Source organism: Pseudoalteromonas atlantica, from assembly GCA_007988745.1.
GTDB lineage: Bacteria > Pseudomonadota > Gammaproteobacteria > Enterobacterales > Alteromonadaceae > Pseudoalteromonas > Pseudoalteromonas atlantica.
The window spans coordinates 19,114-35,724 of sequence record BJUT01000045.1 but is presented as its reverse complement, the minus strand read 5'-3'; the positions used below and the strand labels follow the sequence as shown (position 1 = coordinate 35,724).

The window sequence follows — 16,611 nt, the reverse complement described above, 5'->3', positions numbered from 1 at the left end:
AATTTTTTGCCTGGCTATCAACACGTTTTTCCAGCCTCAAAATAGATTACTTAATTAAGCGAATTAGTATAATTTTTAGGATTAAATAGGTTATTTTTAATGAAATTAAAGCTTTTAACACTGTTAGTTGCAGCATCTGCTGCAACTAACGCATTCGCTGAAGACGCAGAGAAAAAAACGTGGGAAGTAACAAGCGAGCTAGGTGCTATTGTTACTAGTGGTAACACTGAAACTACAACGTTAAAAGGCGGTTTAAAGGTATTACATCACCTAGAAAACTGGAATAACGAGTACAAAATCGACGGCATCTATAAAGAAGATGAAGTAGAGGATGACAACGGCGACAAAGACAAGCAGCGTACGAACGAAAAGTACTCTGCATCTGCGCAAGGTAATTACAAATTAAATGAAAAGAATTCTCATTTATTCATTTATGGTTCACACGTTTCAGACTACTTTGGCGCGTATAGAACTGAATCTGTAATTTCTGCTGGTTACGGCTTACGTTTAATTGACCAACCAGATATGTGGTTAAATGCAGAGTTTGGTCCGGGTTACAAATTTTTTGAATACTCTGACGACAGCACGCAAGTTGATGACGACGGTAACCTACTTGCAGGCGAAAGCGACAGTGAAGTAATTGCTTTGGGTAAACTTGATTACAACTGGCAGATTTCAGATAGCGCACGTTTTACTCAGCTTGTGTCAGTTGAGTACGGTGATTCAAACACCAAAACGCGTTCAGAAACTGCATTGCTAGCAAAAATAAATGGCTCGCTGCAAATGAAAGTCGCTTTTAATGTTACCAACAACTCAGAAGTTGCTGATGACGAAGAAAGCACAGATACAGAGACGTCATTAACGTTAGTGTATAGTTTTTAATCAAATAAACATATTTAATGACAGTTAGCTGACAAAAGGGACGAAAGTCCCTTTTTTATTAGAAACTATTAATGTAGTTAGAGCAGAACAGTTATAGATTAAATTACGCTTTGTTGCAAGTGGGTGTGGACATGGGGCAAGAAAGTGTTACTTGTACATATGTAAACTATTAAAGTAATAGAAGTGAGTTAGCGAACAAACTAAGCGTAAAATGACTATTTCGATTGAATTCGCACAAGTGACTAAATGGAAATCCAAAAATAAGCCCCCTATCACTCCACGTTTTCACTTGCACACAAACTTATTTACTGGTTGAAAGCTAAATAAAGTTAAACAATATTGATACCCAATATGGTTAATATTAATAGCTAGCTTCTTAGTCCACTGCGCTTCTATTTAAAAGCAAATAATGTATTATAGCTGAAATTTTCGGTCGTCGATTAGGGATATATACACTCGTGAAAGCTTTGAAATATTACGTAAGTTTTTTATTTTTAGTTTTTAGCGTTAATTTATTAGCGTTTACACCAACAGCAGCTCAGCTTGAACAGTTTAAAAATTTACCACGTGCTCAGCAAGAGGCTTTAGCTAAGCAGTACGGTGTAGATATTTCAGCTATTACAGGTGATGGGCAAACCTCGAAAGCAAGTAACTCACCTCAACCAATATCTATTGGAGAACGTTTTGACGAGAAAGAGAAAACCTTAACCGATGAAGAGCGGTTTAAGCCTAAAGTCGAGGAACTGAAACCGTTTGGATATGAACTTTTTGCTGGTGAACCAACTACTTTTATGCCAAGTGAAAATGCTTCAATCCCAGATAGTTATACTATTGGCACTGGCGATGAACTAAAAATTAGCTTTTATGGGAAAGAGAGTAACAGCTTTGATGTAACTGTCGACAGAGAAGGACGCATTAGCATACCTAATCTCAGCCCTGTAGAAGTCGCAGGCCTTACTTTCGCTGAAGTAAAAGAATTAATTAAATTAAAGGTAGACCAAGAGGTTATTGGAGTTAAGGCATTTGTATCATTAGGGCAGCTACGCAGCATGCGTATCCTTGTTTTAGGTGAAGCTTATAAACCCGGTAGTTATAGCGTTTCATCATTAACTACAGTGTCGCATGCTTTGTTCGTTAGTGGTGGGGTATCAGATATAGCTTCACTTCGCAATATACAAGTAAAGCGCTCTGGTCAGGTTATTACTAACTTCGATCTCTATGATTTACTCATCGAAGGCGACAGTAGTAACGATATAGTATTAAAATCAGGCGATGTTGTCTTTGTTCCTCCCGTAGGAAAACAAGTAACTGTTGAGGGGTTAGTAAAGCGCCCAGCAATATTTGAGCTAAAAGCGGGCGAAACAGCAAAGCAATTACTCGCTATGGCCGGTGGGCTCAAACCAGGAGCATATGCTAAAAATGCTGTTGTAGAGCGCTTTAACGCTGAACGAAAAGAAATTCTTTCTATTGATTTTACAAAACCTCAAGTTAATTACACCCCTCAAGATGGTGACCGTTTACGCTTCAACTCAATAAGTGAACAATATTTAAATTCAATTAGCTTAATTGGTGCTGTGGCACGTCCTGGGAGCTATGAATGGCAATCAGGCAAGCGAATTTCTGATGTTTTAAAGTCTGTACGAGGCGACCTGCTTCCACAAGCGGATCTAAGCTATGGTTTGGTTATTCGTGAAATAAATATTAATGGTGACATAGAAATTCATCAATTTGATGTAGCGCAAGCAATAGTTAAAAATAAGAAAAACGATTTAGAGCTACAAGCAAACGATAAAGTTATTATCTTTAGCCGATTCGAAGAGAAAGAAGTTGAGAAAGTAGCATTAGCTAATATGGCTTTAAGTGAAAAGCAGCGCATTCAGCAACTTAAAACTCAGCAATGGCAAAAATTTCAACAAAAAGAATTTGAAAAGTACATCGGTATTAACGAAAAGGAACAAGAGTTAATAACTGATAATGATCAAATATTAACAATAGCAGAATATACTGAGCGTAAAAAAGAGGAAGAGCAAAGCTTAAAACCTGAAGATTATGCAACATTTAGTCGTTTTAATCTTTTAGAACCAATTATTGGAAAGCTACGAAAGCAGGCCTCTTTTAGCCAAAACATGCAGTTAGTTGAAATCTCAGGGCATGTAACTTACCCAGGAATTTACCCGTTGTCAGTAGGTGGAAAAGTGAGCGACTTAATTGCTGCTGCAGGAGGTTTGTTAGAGTCGGCTTACGTAAAGCAAGCAGAAATTACACGTATAGCGGGATCAGATATCTCTGAGGTTGAACACATACAATTTGATTTGCAAAGTGTCGTTAGTGGCGATAATCGCGAAAATGTAACGCTAAAAAGTAAGGATAGTTTAAATATATTCCCTATTCCAAATTGGCAAGAAAATGTGAAGGTTAAGCTAAAAGGTGAGGTTAAATTTCCTGGGGAATATACCATAAGACGAGGCGAGACTTTAAATGACTTACTAAAAAGAGCGGGTGGCTTTTCACAATTTGCTGAGCAAAGTGCCGCTGTTTTCACTCGTAAGTCTATAAAAAAGCAAGAGCAAGAGCAATTAGCTCGTTTATCTACAGAGTTACGTCGCGATATAGCCTCAAAGAGCTTCCAAAGCTCCATAACCAGTAATTCTTTATCGTATGATGAAATGAATAATCTACTTGATGATTTAGCCAATGTTAAAGCGGTAGGGCGCTTAGTTATTAATTTACCATTAATAGTACAAAATAAACAAAAGCTAGTTTTACAAGATGGAGACATGTTGTTTGTCCCTAGTAAGCGTGATTCTATAAGTGTTATAGGTGAGGTTAATTACTCGACATCGCATTTGTACGAAAAAGGTATATCAATAGAAGATTACATAGACAAAAGTGGTGGCTTAAAATCGAGAGCGGCGGACGATCGAATATACATAATAAAAGCTAATGGTTCAGTTAGAGTGCCCAATAAAAGTAGTTGGTTTGCAGCTAATAAAGCAACAATGCTAGAGCCAGGTGATACTATAGTAGTGCCATTAAATGCAGAGCATATGGATAAACTAACTCTGTGGAGTAAAGCAACTCAAGTTTTATATCAATTAGGTGTTGCTGTTGCTGCTTTAAGTGCGCTTTAATTCGGGACAAATGTTCATAAAAAGTTACTATAATAATAATAATTAAAAGTCTTAATATTCAAAAGGTTGAACATTATTCAACCTTTTTTTTATTATTTATGCGGCATTTTTATTAATAAACCCTTGAATTTAGTAACCTAAGTTATCATAATTGCCCTACCTCGAACTGATGCTTCTTTTTGAGGAGTATCGGATGAGTTTAAGAATATTTCTGGTAACTAGTTTTAGTTAGCAAAAACAGTTTTAAAACTAACGTGCTAATACAGGCACATTTAAAGGTCAAGGAGATAAAAATGAAGCGTTTTACTAAACTCGCTCTAATCCCTGCAGCAGTAACAGCTGTGTTAGCAGGTAACGCATATGCTGGTACGGAAGCATGTTTTGAAATTTACAAAACTGGTGATAATGCTGGCGTTTCAGCGTTTGATCAAAAGTATACTGGCGCAGCTTGTGAAATTACACGTTCTGGTGCTGGTGAAACTACTTTAGCACCTATCGATGAAACAAAAATTGCATACGAGCTAACTGGTAACTTACCAATCGATTTTGATGATATCGATGGCGATGATATTACAGTAAATGATGCAGGTCGCGACCAGCAAATCGTTTACATTCCAACTACTGATATCCCAGGTGGTACTAAGCTTAAGTTTAAATTAACGGGTGCTGTGTTCGACGGTAACGCAAACCAAATCCACCTAGTTAAGCACACTGATGAAGACGGTGCTGCTCGAATAGAAGCTGTAGCTTCTTCAGATGGTCAAGTTGATGGTGAGTCTGAAATTACTTTCATCACTAAAGCTGGTATTACTATCGGTGCGGGTACGCGTTTAGCGTTCTCTCGTGTTTCTACTGGTGAAGACGCTGGTACTTTAGGAAGCGAAGTAGATCCTGTAGGTATCCTAATTGCTAATGATGAGTGTACAACTGCTGATGTTTCGGCATCTGTAAGCTTGAAAGCGCTTGAAGCTGTTACAGATGGTGGTAATGGTTACAGTATTCTTGGTGCAATTTCTCCAAACACTAAAATTGCAGACATTTCTGCGCAGTTTTACGCTTTCCAAGACGTTGTGACAGCTGAAGCTGATGTAAATGCAGAAAGCACTAACTCATTAGGTCAAGCTATTACAGCGCGTACTGAATTCGTGTTTGATCCAACAGCTGCAAATCAATTAGTAGCTCGTCAAACTCAAGTTGTTTACAAATCAGCTTTCTACGATCGTGAAGCACTTTTAGACCGTAGTATTGATCTTCAGGTTGATGATTACTTAGAAACCTCATTCGTTGCTTCAGGTGCTCCTGGCGCATCTGTACGTATGGGCGCTTTCAATGCACGTTTAGACGCTGATAATGTTCCAAAAGATCAGTTTGAGCTTGATAACGGCGCTGTATGGGGTACCTTTGGTTTAACTAAAGCTGCTGCTCGCGTATACGACACTCAAGCTATAGATGTGTTTACTCCAGCATGGGATAACGGTACAGCTGAAGCTAACCCTCGCCCTGTTACTGATGAAACGCTTTATGGTGCAGCATATAACGAAGTTTTCTACGCAGTTTCAAATCTTCAAGCTGACGGCGTAATGAACTTTAACTATGCTGTTGATACTAACTACACACTAGACTTTGACGATGCTAACTACATTGACCACTGTGAGATGACTGTTCGTTCACACGAAATCGGTGTTAACGGTGCAGTACTTAAAGTACCATACGCTGTAAACGGCGAAGGTAACTTTGTACGTGTAACAAACGAGCATGACGAAGCAGCAGAAGTAACTGTAGACGTATTTGGTGAGTCAGCTGACGGTACTACTAACAACCGTAAAGTAACAGCTGTTAAACTTGGTACTGTTGCTGCTCAGTCTTCAGTAGTTTACTTTGTTCCAGACCTAATCGAAGAAGCTGTTGAACAAGCAGGTTACACAGGCGCTGACGGCGGTTACGCTGCAGGTGACTTAGGTGCTAACGCTGCTGCTGGTACTAAGCGTCATTCACTTACTTTCACTGTAACAGCACCACGTGACACAGTTCACGGTGTATCTGTACAACGTGTAGTGGGTGGTTCTGACCGTGTAATGCCAGTACTTGACCGCAATGTATGGAGCCAGTAATAATTAACTAATTTAGTTATTTACTGATAAACCCTCGCTTAAGCGGGGGTTTTTTTTAATCAAAAGGAATATTAATGAAAAAGCTATTATTACTTTGTTTTGTTGTTATTTTATCAGGGTGTCAAAGCACACAAAACAATGAAAGTGAAGAGTTAAAAAAAGAGCTTGCGCAATTAAAGAAAGTGCAAAGACAAGTTGCTATTAAAGTAGGCTTAGGTGCGCTAGTTCGACCAGAAAAAATTGAATTATCTTCAGAAGCTATTTGGATTGGTAGTAAAGATGCTGAAGTAGTAATGATAGAGTTTACAGACTTACACTGTCCATATTGCAAAAAGTTTCAGCAAACAGTATGGCCAGAGTTAAAAGCTAAATATGTTGATACAAACAAATTAGCTGTTTCGGCACGTGAATTTCCGCTAGCAAGTTTACACCCTAAAGCACCCTACGCTGCAGTAACGTTGCGTTGTGCCAATGAACAGGATCAATACGAAAACGTAAAAGACCGTTTATTTGAACTTGGCAAGTCTATGGCTAAAGCCTCTTTAGATGAAATTGTAAAAGATTTTAACTTAGATCAAGAGCAGTTTGACGCTTGTTTGGCAAATACTGATGTTCATAATGTTGTTACCCGTTCGCTACAAGATGCTGCAGAACTGGGTCTATCTTCAACGCCAACCTTTATAATTGGTAAAAAAGAAGGTAATTACATTACTAATTACCAAATATTGACAGGTGCTGGAAGTTTAGAAAAGTTTGGTTCTGTAATAGATGAAGTAACAAAATCTAAATAGTGAATGTAGTTGCATTGCTTTTTAGCTGTGATAAATTTGGGGGCTAAATAAAAAGCCTCCTTTTTTATCTAAAAAACAAAACGTCATGGATTTGATTATGAAATACAAATTTAAAAGCTCCGGTTTTACACTCGTGGAACTGCTAATTGTTATGGTTATTTTAGGCCTTTTAGCTTCAATTGTTGCACCTCGCATGTTTAGTAAAGTGGATTCTGCCAGAGAGGGGACGGCGAAAGCGCAAATGCAAGTAATCGCGACTGCTCTTGACTCATATCGTCTTGATATTGGCTATTATCCCGACACCTTAAATGAGTTACTCCAAAGTACTAAAAGACAATGGGATGGACCATATTTCCCACAAAAAATACCACTAGATCCTTGGGGTAACGAATATAGCTATTCTGCCAGCTCAGAAGCTAATAGTGATATGTTTGTTTTAAAAAGCTTTGGGCGTGATGGCAAATTAGGTGGCGAGGGTGAAGACGCTGATGTGGAATACTAAAATAAAGGAATATGTAACCGCACACAATTTAATTGATGCAAATAGGCTGTCTCAAGCGCTTGAATACCAAAATGCAACATCAGAGAAGTTAGATGTTCTTTTATTAAATTCTGGTTGGATCGATGAAGATCAGCTAAGTATTATGTACGCTGATTTATTAAAATGTGGTAGGTGGACTCAGCCACTGCAGCTAGATCAAGCAGATATAAAAGCGTTAGAGGCTGTCAATACAGACTTTCTACTCTCAGCACAGCTATTGCCACTAGAAATAAATAATAAAACGCTTAAGCTGGGGTTTGCTTCCCCACATAATATGGATGGCTTGGATTATCTAAGGTTTCTAGATTTTGAAATAGATTTTTTTGCTTTATCAAAAAAAGATTTTGAGCTTCTCAGCGAGCAATTTAAAGCGCTTTTCCAGCAGCAGCCCGATTTAATAGTTTCATCAGATAATGTAGCCGCACTTAAAGAGCTCGCGTTAGGGGCACCTACAGTTAATTTAGTGAATAGCCTTATAAATAAAGGTGTTAAGTTGGGTGCCTCTGATTTACACATTGAACCTGTGGACGGGCGATATCGTGCCCGTTATAGAATCGATGGCATTTTAAAAGAAGCTGATCCAATCCCACATAGTCTGCAGCTTGCCGTTATCTCCAGAATAAAAATCTTATCGGGTATGGATATAGCCGAAAAGCGCCGACCACAAGATGGCAAAATCGAAATGAAAGCAGGCTCTACAGACTTAGATATACGTTGCTCAACATTACCACTAGGGGTAGGTGAAAGTGTTGTAATGCGTTTTTTAATAAAAAATGCGGTTAAATTCGATTTAGGTACTTTAGGTTACTCGGAAGATTTAATAGATTATATAAACCAAGATCTAAAGCGTACATCTGGTGTTATTTTAATGACAGGCCCTACAGGGTCAGGTAAAACAACTTCATTATATTCTTTTTTAAATCAGATAAATAAACCCGATATAAAAATTATCACCTTAGAGGATCCTATTGAGTACCAACTAGCCGGCGTAAACCAAGTGCAAGTAAATTCAGATATTGGATTTGATTTTTCTGCAGGTTTAAGAAGTATAGTACGCCAAGATCCTGATGTTATTATGGTTGGTGAAATCCGAGATAACGAAACAGCGAAAATTGCTTTGCAATCTGCATTAACAGGGCATTTAGTATTTAGTACTGTTCATACTAATGATGCGCCCTCAGCTTATACCCGTTTAATGGATTTAGGTATAGAAGAATACCTACTTAATGCGGGTTTAGTTTCAATCATGGCGCAGCGTCTTGCTAGGACTTTATGTAACCATTGTAAGAAACCGTTAGAGCAAGAAGAAAGCCAAGAACTTATTGCTAAATATACACTAAATAAACTAGCTCCTTTACAAAACATTAAGTTACACCAAGCTGTAGGTTGCGATCATTGCGAGCATACTGGTTACTCGGGCCGTGTTGCTTTTTTAGAGTACCTTCCTTGTGATAGCGATATTAAAAAAATCCCTAAAGATGAAAAGCTTTTAGATCACCTTTATCAACTAATGGAAGACAAAAACCTGCGAAGCTTAAAGCAAGATGGTTTATTAAAAGCAATCCAAGGGACTACAACGGTTGAAGAAGTTATGAGGGTGGCAGGATGAGCCAACTATATAAGTATAAAGCTTACTCTCATAGCGGCGAAACTGTAAACGGAGAAATCTCTGCCGAAAATGAAAAAGAAGCGTTTTCTAAATTAAAGCAAGATTACAAATTAGTTATTAAGGTAAATGCAACTTACCAAGCAAGGCAACGAAAAAGAATCACCTTAGCTGATCTGGAGCAATCGACAAATCAATTAGCAACGCTGCTTAAAAATGGACTGAAAATTGATAAAGCACTTTCTGTGCTTGTAAAGTCAAATCAAAAATCGGCAATCGGTTTAGTATGGTCTTCGGTACTTTCTGATATAAAACAAGGCGCTTTATTAAGCGATGCACTCGCAAAAAGGCCAGAGGCGTTTTCTACTTTATTTGTAGAAATGGTTAAAATAGGAGAGAGTACAGGTAACTTGCCTCAAGTATTCAATAGACTTAGTCAAAACCTTTTGTTTCAAAATGCGCTGCGCAATAAGGTAATTCAAGCAATAACATATCCCTTTTTTATACTTATAGTATGTATTACCGCTATTTGGGCTATTTTTAACTTTGTTATACCGAGCATGTCATCAATGTTTGATTCCGTCGATGATGTTCCTACCTACACGCAAGTACTTATTGACGCATCACAATGGATACAGAATTATCAGCTTCATTTACTAGTATGCATTTTAGCAATGATATCAGGTTTAATTTTTGCCTTTCAAAATCATGAGTTTAAAATAAAAATGATACAGGCAACAGTAAACTTGCCTTTAATACGCACTATAATTAAGCAATCAGATCGAATACGCTTTGCCACATCATTGCAGTTGACATTAGAAAGTGGCGTAAGTTTATCTTCGGGGTTGCAGCTAGCCAGCGAAACCGTAATAAATCCTAAATTAAAGAAAAGCTTAAAAAATATTGTATTATCAGTATCTGCTGGCGGCGTATTAAGTGACGAGTTAGCTAAATTAACGTTATTTGATGATATTGGTATTTCGCTAATTTCCGTGGGTGAAGAAAGTGGCACGCTTACAAGCTCATTCACCGAAATAGCTCAACGCTCAAGATTAAGTTTTGAGCAATGGCTTGTTAAATTTACAGCTATGCTAGAACCATTACTGATTTTAGTAATGGGTGGAGTAGTAGGTTCTGTGGTTATCACCATGTTGCTTAGTATTGTATCGATAAACGATGTCTCATTCTAAATATAAAGGGTTTACATTAATAGAGCTACTTATCGTATTGGTGCTGATTGGGTTAGCAACATCGTTTGTTCTACCAAATATGTGGAAACAATTTGATCAAGCTAAACTCTATAGCGAAAAAAAACAGCTCTATTCAATTATAACTTTTGCTAAAGAGTACAGTGTTTATAAGGGCGGTTCATTAAAGTTAGTTTTAAACGAAAATACATTAAGAGTTTACGAACAAAAAATACCGCAATCTGATGCAGGAATGAATGAAATCAAAGATGAAACGAAAAATCTTGATGATGAACAAAATTTACAAGATGAAAATAAAGACGCTGAGAATCTAGAGCGGTTAATTAAAAAAATTGAATTTAATAAATTAACATTACAAGATAAGTCTTTTATTTTTGATGCACAAAGCTACTTCAATAAAGTAGTAATAACGATTGGCATAAATGGAACTCAAAAGAGAGAAAAAATTGAGATATAGCAAGGGAATGACGCTTATAGAGGTATTAATTGCTTCTATTATCTTATTTATAGCTGTTAGCGCAATTAGTTTTGTATCTCGAGCGTCAATGCTACATGAGCAAAAGCTAAAAAATAATATATCTCGGGGTTTACTTGCCGAATATATAAAAGATTTTGTGAGTTACAAATATCAATATGAAAATATAACGCAAGGTAGTTATAAGATAGGCACTAATGAATATAAATGGCATGTAGAGGTGATTAAATCAAAGCCTGTAGTGCGTTTTATTTCCTCCGAAACGACACAGGATACTGACAAAAAAGAGGATAATTTAGAACTGTACGAAGTAACTGTTAGTCAGAAAAGCCAAGAAAAGACAATATTGAGATTTAAAGATGTATATTGGAAGCAATAAAGGGAGGCAGTCGGCTTTTACGTTAATCGAAGTACTCGTCGCAATGGTAATATTTTCTCTAGTTATGAGTATATCAGTTACAAGTTATCGCTTTTCTGTTAGTGAGCTAACCAAATCAGAAAAGAATTACCAAATTAAAAAATTGTCCACAATTAAATTAATTAATAACCAAATCCACTCGCTTATTCCATTTATTTTTAGGACTGAGCTTGCGGAACAGGTTCCTTTTTTTCATGGTAATGCTTATGGCTTTTCATTTATCACCGATACCCCTATACAAGTTAATTCTCCTTTGGCTGTGGCGTCGTTAAAAGTGATTGACGATACGGTGCAATATTGTGAGATAGAATATGGTATGTTCTTACTAGAAGATATAGAGCTTATAAATAACACGTGCAGTACACCGATTAATTATTTGTCAGGTAAAGGCTTATCAATTAGCTACTTTGGCTGGAAAAATAGCTTTGAATTAAGCAATTTTTATTCTGAATATTTAAATGTAACAGTAAAGCCAAAGCCATCATGGAGTACTTCATTCTCAGCTTTTAAAAGAAAGCTAATGCCATTATATATTAGATTTTCCATAGAGGGCCAGTCAGATATCCTTATTAAAGTACCTCAATTGACTTCTTTTGAGTTAGGGGCAAGCAATGCTTTCGAAGGTTAAAACGAACCGAGGAGTCGCATTAATTGTTGTTTTAATGATTACGGCTGTAATGGCGGTTATCATGCTGTATATGTCTGGCCAAGGACAAAATAATGCCCGCTTGGCTGGTATGGTGAAGCAAAATACAGATGCATATTTAAATCTAGAAACCGCTCAAGCAGAAATTATTTACAGTTACATGACAAGTAACTTTAATATTTTAGGTCCTAGAGCTGATTACTTAGGAAAGCCCATTAAAAATGATTTTACTAAAAGCTTTACAGGTGAAGCTAAAGAGCTAGGAGAGTACAGTGTTTCGGTACAAGATATAAGTGGGTTAGTCTCTCTAGTGCCATTTAATAAAAAAGATTTTAACCGCTTATTAGCCTTGCAAGGCGTGGGAGAGACAGAGCTTTTAAAAATTCAAGATAGGCTTGATGATTGGCAGGACCAGGATAACTTCAGACATTTAGAGGGGGCTGAAAAAGGCGATTACTCCCAACCTGAGCTTCCTAAAAATGGAGTTATTCAAACAACTAAAGAACTGATGTATGTTTTAGACAACGAAGCTTTATATGAACAAATACAACCTTATATTACAATGTATGGGGGAGACTACATAGTTCGACAATTTACGCCTAAATCTTTATACTCCGCACTAGGAATTTCTGAACAGGGAGCGCAAAGTACATCAGAAGGGGATATAAGTTATCCTAGCGGACGTTTCCTCATTAAAATTTCTTCAAATAACAATATTTCAATAACAAAAAAGTTTATTTTATTACGGGGACAGGAATCCTTCCGTCCATACTCCATAACAGATGAAGAGTTGATTTTTAGATAATGAACAACTTATTAAAAAAGTTAGGTTCACCCTCTGCTTTTTGCCACTACAAGTACCATCTGACAGCAGAGTGTATTGTATCGCAAACCATATTAAGTAAACCCAAGCTGAGATTAATGACAGCTTGCTTTTTGGATCGTAACCTTTTCTGGGCGACAACACGGACTTATGAGAACACCTCAATAACTGAACTAAAAAGTATAATTCAAGCTGAAAAGTTGCAATTACCACCTATGGATGGAGATTTTTATTGGTCAATAGAAGCTCTGCAGAGTAATCAATTTACAGTATCATATTTTGTTGTACCTAAAGATGTTTTGAGCAAGGTTCCGTCAGATTGCCAATTAATAGTCCCTCTATATTCTGATACTGCCGAAACAGAAGCACAGCCTTTACTGATAAAGCATAACGTAGAAAAGGTTGACTTGTCAGGCCACGTAAGTAGGTTAAGCTGGTTAAGCGTATTGGGTTTATTTGGCTTAAATAATAGAGCTGTAAGTAAGTTCGAAAAGCTTTCCAATCGAAACCTGATAATAGCAATAATATCATTATTAAGTGCAACAGCTATTTTGATGAGTGCATACCTAATATTAGCTACTAATTATTACGCTGATAAAAAGCTGCAAAATGAAGCGGCAGTAACAAAGGTGTTGTCTGGGCGTCAAGAAACTAATCAGGAATTAACTTTAGCGTCGGGTTTAATCGAATTTTTAGCGACTAATCCAAATGTGCTTGATAAGTTGAGCCAAATAAAACTAGAAGACGATAATGTATTTATAGAGCGAGTTAAAGTGATTCCTACCGGAGTTGAGCTATTTGGAACAACAGAGAACTCCGCAACAAAAATACTTGAGCAAATAATTAGTGCTGAATCTGTCAAAGAGGCTAAATTTTCGCGAGCGGTTACAAAAAACAAACAAGGTTTGGAAACGTTTACTATTGAGGTGACATGGAAGTGAATGCATCATCTATATCTATAAAAAAGTGGGGCGGTATATCTATAGCGTTGCTTTTAAGTTTTGAATTTTTGGTTTTCCCTTGGCTAGATTGGTTAGATTCGAGTAAAAATGAGCTAAAAAGTTTAGAGAAAATAGTAGTGAAGCAGGAGAGCTTGCTAGCTTCAGATAAGCAGGTGCAAAATAATTCCGAGTCGATCGCAGCTAACTTAAGTGATTTCTCACAGCTGCCTACTTTAGATAAAAATCAGGACCCTGCATTATTATGGCTTCAGGTCATTGATGCGGCTGTAGAGCGGTATGAGTTGAGTATTAATAACAAAGCCCCTTTTCGAGAAGTAAAAATCAACGATGCATACTCTGTTTATGCAGGTAGACTCAACGTATCAGGCAGTTATAACGAGGTTTTAAATTTACTTTATGAACTCGAAAACGTTAAGAAAGGTAATCGTGTCAGGCAAGTTTCTTTCTCGCGCACAAAAGCGACTCCTGATAAAGTGACTGCAAATATAGAGTTTGTGCGGGTATTTAAAAGATCATGAGAAATATACTAATACTTTTATGCGTATGTATTGCGATAATTATATGGGTAAGCGATTTTTTGTTACCCGGAAATCAAAGTCATCAAAAAAAAGCGCCCGCTTCGGTAAAATTAAATGTAAGTAGAGTAGCACAAACTCAATTCGATATAGAGCAATTGGCGAGCACCTTAGGCGTTGATTACACAGAAATAGGTAAAGACAGCAACGAGGACGATGATAAAGGTCCCGATATTATAGATGCAACGCTTTCATTAGTGTCTGTTTACGCCAGCGGTGAGATTGCTAATGCGAGGATAAGGATAAATAGTCCTGATGGAGAGGAATTAATTAACCTCTCTAAAGGAGATAAGTATGAATCGATGGAGCTACAAGAAGTTTTAGCAGCAGCGGTTGAATTAGCTAACAATGGTGAACAAGTTTTACTGAAAATGTACAAACCTGAGATTGTCAGTATTACAAAAACAAATGGTGTTGAGGAAGTAACAAAATGATTGATAAACCATTAAAAGGATCTCTTTTAGTTTTAGTCGCATTAGCAGTATCTGGTTGTACAACAACAAGTAAATTACGAGATAACGATTTAGCAGTAGATAGATCAATACTAAAAACAACAGGTATTAAACAAACACAAGAGCAGATAGCTAAAGAGCAAGCTAAAACGCAGGCTGAATTTAGTTCATTAAAAGTTCAAGATTTAGGTGGCATAACGCGTTTAGAAGAAGAAGCTAAAAAAGCGCCTAAACTAACCGGAGAGCCGATTACTTTTTCTGCAGATGAAGTGTCTATAAAAGAGTTTACAAGCCGTGTATTTGACGACCTTTTAGATATTAACTACGTGGTTGCGCCGAAATTGGCGGCATCAGGTGAAAAAATAACATTAAATATATCGAGCCCTATATCACGAGCTGCATTTTATGAGGTTGTGATAAGAACACTCGAAGAAAGTGCAATAAGGACATTAAGAAAAGATAATATTTTATATCTTTCTAAAGCAACGTCTTCAGATAAAAAGAATTCAATAGCAATTGGTATAGGTAATAATACCGCGGATATCCCTGACATATCGGGTGCTATCACACAGATTGTGCCTTATGTTTATAGTAGTAGCCGAAACATTACTAGCATAATGAAAAAGCTATCCACAGCCCAAGTTACTGTTAATTCATTACAAAAGTTAATTATTTTAGAAGGCGAGCGAGCTGAAATTTTACGCGCTATGAAAATAATTAATATGCTAGATGTACCTCGTGCATATGGTCGCCAAATTAGATTGATTGAATTTGCTAATATTTCGCCTATTGAAGGGATAGAACAAATTGAAAAGCTGTTAATCGAAGATGGAATGCAAGTGTCAAAAGAGGGCGATGCCTCGTTTGTTTCTATTCCTCGTATTAACGCATTTGTAGCGTATGCGGCGAGTGAAAAAATAATCGACAGAATTACATTTTGGGCAAATAAAATAGATGTGCCAATCGCGGGTGATGAAAGGCAGTACTTTGTGTACAAACCAAAGTTTGCTAAAGCTGATGAAATGCTAGAGTCGATAAATGGGTTATTGTCAGGGCAAACACCTACACAAAGGCCTAAAGGTGAAGGCAACAGTAATAAATCTAGTGGTACTACCGGTACTATGCGTTATAGCCTAGATAAGCAGCAAAATGCGCTGATCTTTTATGCAACAAACGATGAATACCGCTTAGTTGAATCGTTAATGCAAAAAATGGATGTACTACCCGGACAAGTTATTCTTGATGTGACTATTTTGGAAGTAACACTCGGTGATAGTATGTCATCTGGTATAGACTGGTTTTATGAAAATTCAAATTCTAATGAATCGCTTTCTGCTAGTAATGCAACTCTTTCTAGTTCCGGAAGTATTGCTGGGGCGGTGTTAAGTGGTAACTGGCAAGCAACCTTCAACTGGAAGGACAGCGTGAGCGATGCCCGTGTTATATCAAGACCATACTTAATAGTAAGAGACGGTGAGTCAGCAACGATTACCTCTGGTGATCAAGTGCCTATTATTACGCAAACAGTAGAAAGCCTGGGTAACAACAGCGCAGTATCTAACTCTGTGCAATATCGCTCTACAGGTGTAAATGTGTCTATCTCACCCATTATTAACTCTCAAGGTGTAATTACATTGAGTGTTTCAATGTCGGTGAGTGATGCAAACCCAAATGAACTTGGGGGGAGTTCATCACCTACAATCACAAACCGTGCGATCACTTCTGAAATTTTATCAGCAGATGGCCAAACAGTAGCGTTAGGTGGCTTAATTCAAGAAAAGAAAAATAAGTATAACAATGGTGTACCGTTATTAAGCACAATCCCAATTATAGGTAACTTGTTTAAAAGCAATGTAGATTCACTGGACCGCACTGAGCTAGTTATGTTAATTACCACAAAAGTTGTAAACGAGAGCTTTGAAGTGGATGAATTCAGTGAAGCTATGGCCGAGCTATACAGCGCACCAATTACAATTAAATGAGTAAATGA

At 37.2% G+C, this 16,611-nt stretch carries 15 protein-coding genes; all 15 read left to right on the top strand.

Going from position 1 to position 16,611, the window contains the following annotated elements:
- The first annotated feature begins 99 nt into the window (after nt 1-99).
- The 15 genes from PAT01_RS15700 (at nt 100) to PAT01_RS15630 (ending at nt 16,603) form a co-directional block, all read left to right on the top strand.
- Nucleotides 100-882, top strand: coding sequence for a DUF481 domain-containing protein (locus PAT01_RS15700; RefSeq protein WP_121636916.1), 783 nt, complete (start codon nt 100-102; stop codon nt 880-882).
- 458 nt (nt 883-1,340) lie between these two features.
- Nucleotides 1,341-4,013, top strand: coding sequence for an SLBB domain-containing protein (locus tag PAT01_RS15695; RefSeq protein ID WP_154945787.1), 2,673 nt, complete (start codon nt 1,341-1,343; stop codon nt 4,011-4,013).
- Nucleotides 4,014-4,306: 293 nt separating this feature from the next.
- A complete protein-coding gene (locus PAT01_RS15690; protein WP_154945786.1) occupies nt 4,307-6,124 on the top strand; it encodes a hypothetical protein in 1,818 nt (605 codons plus the stop codon).
- Nucleotides 6,125-6,198: 74 nt separating this feature from the next.
- Nucleotides 6,199-6,915: a DsbA family protein gene (locus PAT01_RS15685; protein ID WP_138577047.1), complete on the top strand. Its 717-nt coding sequence runs from the start codon at nt 6,199-6,201 to the stop codon at nt 6,913-6,915.
- Between the two features lie 97 nt (nt 6,916-7,012).
- Nucleotides 7,013-7,417: a type II secretion system major pseudopilin GspG gene (gspG, locus tag PAT01_RS15680; protein ID WP_055016685.1), complete on the top strand. Its 405-nt coding sequence runs from the start codon at nt 7,013-7,015 to the stop codon at nt 7,415-7,417.
- Nucleotides 7,392-9,065, top strand: a complete 1,674-nt coding sequence (locus PAT01_RS15675; protein WP_318299762.1) for a GspE/PulE family protein — start codon at nt 7,392-7,394, stop codon at nt 9,063-9,065. The genes gspG and PAT01_RS15675 overlap by 26 nt, the downstream gene beginning before the upstream one ends.
- Nucleotides 9,062-10,252 carry a type II secretion system F family protein gene (locus PAT01_RS15670; protein ID WP_154945784.1) on the top strand — a complete coding sequence of 397 codons (1,191 nt, stop codon included), beginning with the start codon at nt 9,062-9,064 and terminating at the stop codon, nt 10,250-10,252. Before PAT01_RS15675 ends, PAT01_RS15670 begins: the two co-directional genes overlap by 4 nt.
- Nucleotides 10,239-10,727, top strand: coding sequence for a prepilin-type N-terminal cleavage/methylation domain-containing protein (locus PAT01_RS15665; RefSeq protein ID WP_138577051.1), 489 nt, complete (start codon nt 10,239-10,241; stop codon nt 10,725-10,727). Before PAT01_RS15670 ends, PAT01_RS15665 begins: the two co-directional genes overlap by 14 nt.
- A complete protein-coding gene (locus PAT01_RS15660) occupies nt 10,693-11,124 on the top strand; it encodes a type IV pilus modification PilV family protein (protein ID WP_154945783.1) in 432 nt (143 codons plus the stop codon). Before PAT01_RS15665 ends, PAT01_RS15660 begins: the two co-directional genes overlap by 35 nt.
- Nucleotides 11,105-11,791 (top strand): type II secretion system protein, encoded by a 687-nt coding sequence (locus PAT01_RS15655; RefSeq protein ID WP_154945782.1) that lies wholly within the window; start codon nt 11,105-11,107, stop codon nt 11,789-11,791. The genes PAT01_RS15660 and PAT01_RS15655 overlap by 20 nt, the downstream gene beginning before the upstream one ends.
- Nucleotides 11,775-12,614 carry a type II secretion system minor pseudopilin gene (locus PAT01_RS15650; protein ID WP_138577057.1) on the top strand — a complete coding sequence of 280 codons (840 nt, stop codon included), beginning with the start codon at nt 11,775-11,777 and terminating at the stop codon, nt 12,612-12,614. Before PAT01_RS15655 ends, PAT01_RS15650 begins: the two co-directional genes overlap by 17 nt.
- Entirely contained in the window at nt 12,614-13,573 is a 960-nt protein-coding gene (locus PAT01_RS15645) for a hypothetical protein (RefSeq protein ID WP_154945781.1), read from the top strand. The genes PAT01_RS15650 and PAT01_RS15645 overlap by 1 nt, the downstream gene beginning before the upstream one ends.
- A complete protein-coding gene (locus tag PAT01_RS15640; protein WP_138628007.1) occupies nt 13,564-14,112 on the top strand; it encodes a hypothetical protein in 549 nt (182 codons plus the stop codon). The genes PAT01_RS15645 and PAT01_RS15640 overlap by 10 nt, the downstream gene beginning before the upstream one ends.
- Nucleotides 14,109-14,603, top strand: coding sequence for a hypothetical protein (locus tag PAT01_RS15635; RefSeq protein WP_154945780.1), 495 nt, complete (start codon nt 14,109-14,111; stop codon nt 14,601-14,603). Before PAT01_RS15640 ends, PAT01_RS15635 begins: the two co-directional genes overlap by 4 nt.
- Nucleotides 14,600-16,603: a secretin N-terminal domain-containing protein gene (locus PAT01_RS15630; protein ID WP_154945779.1), complete on the top strand. Its 2,004-nt coding sequence runs from the start codon at nt 14,600-14,602 to the stop codon at nt 16,601-16,603. Before PAT01_RS15635 ends, PAT01_RS15630 begins: the two co-directional genes overlap by 4 nt.
- Nucleotides 16,604-16,611 lie beyond the last annotated feature (8 nt).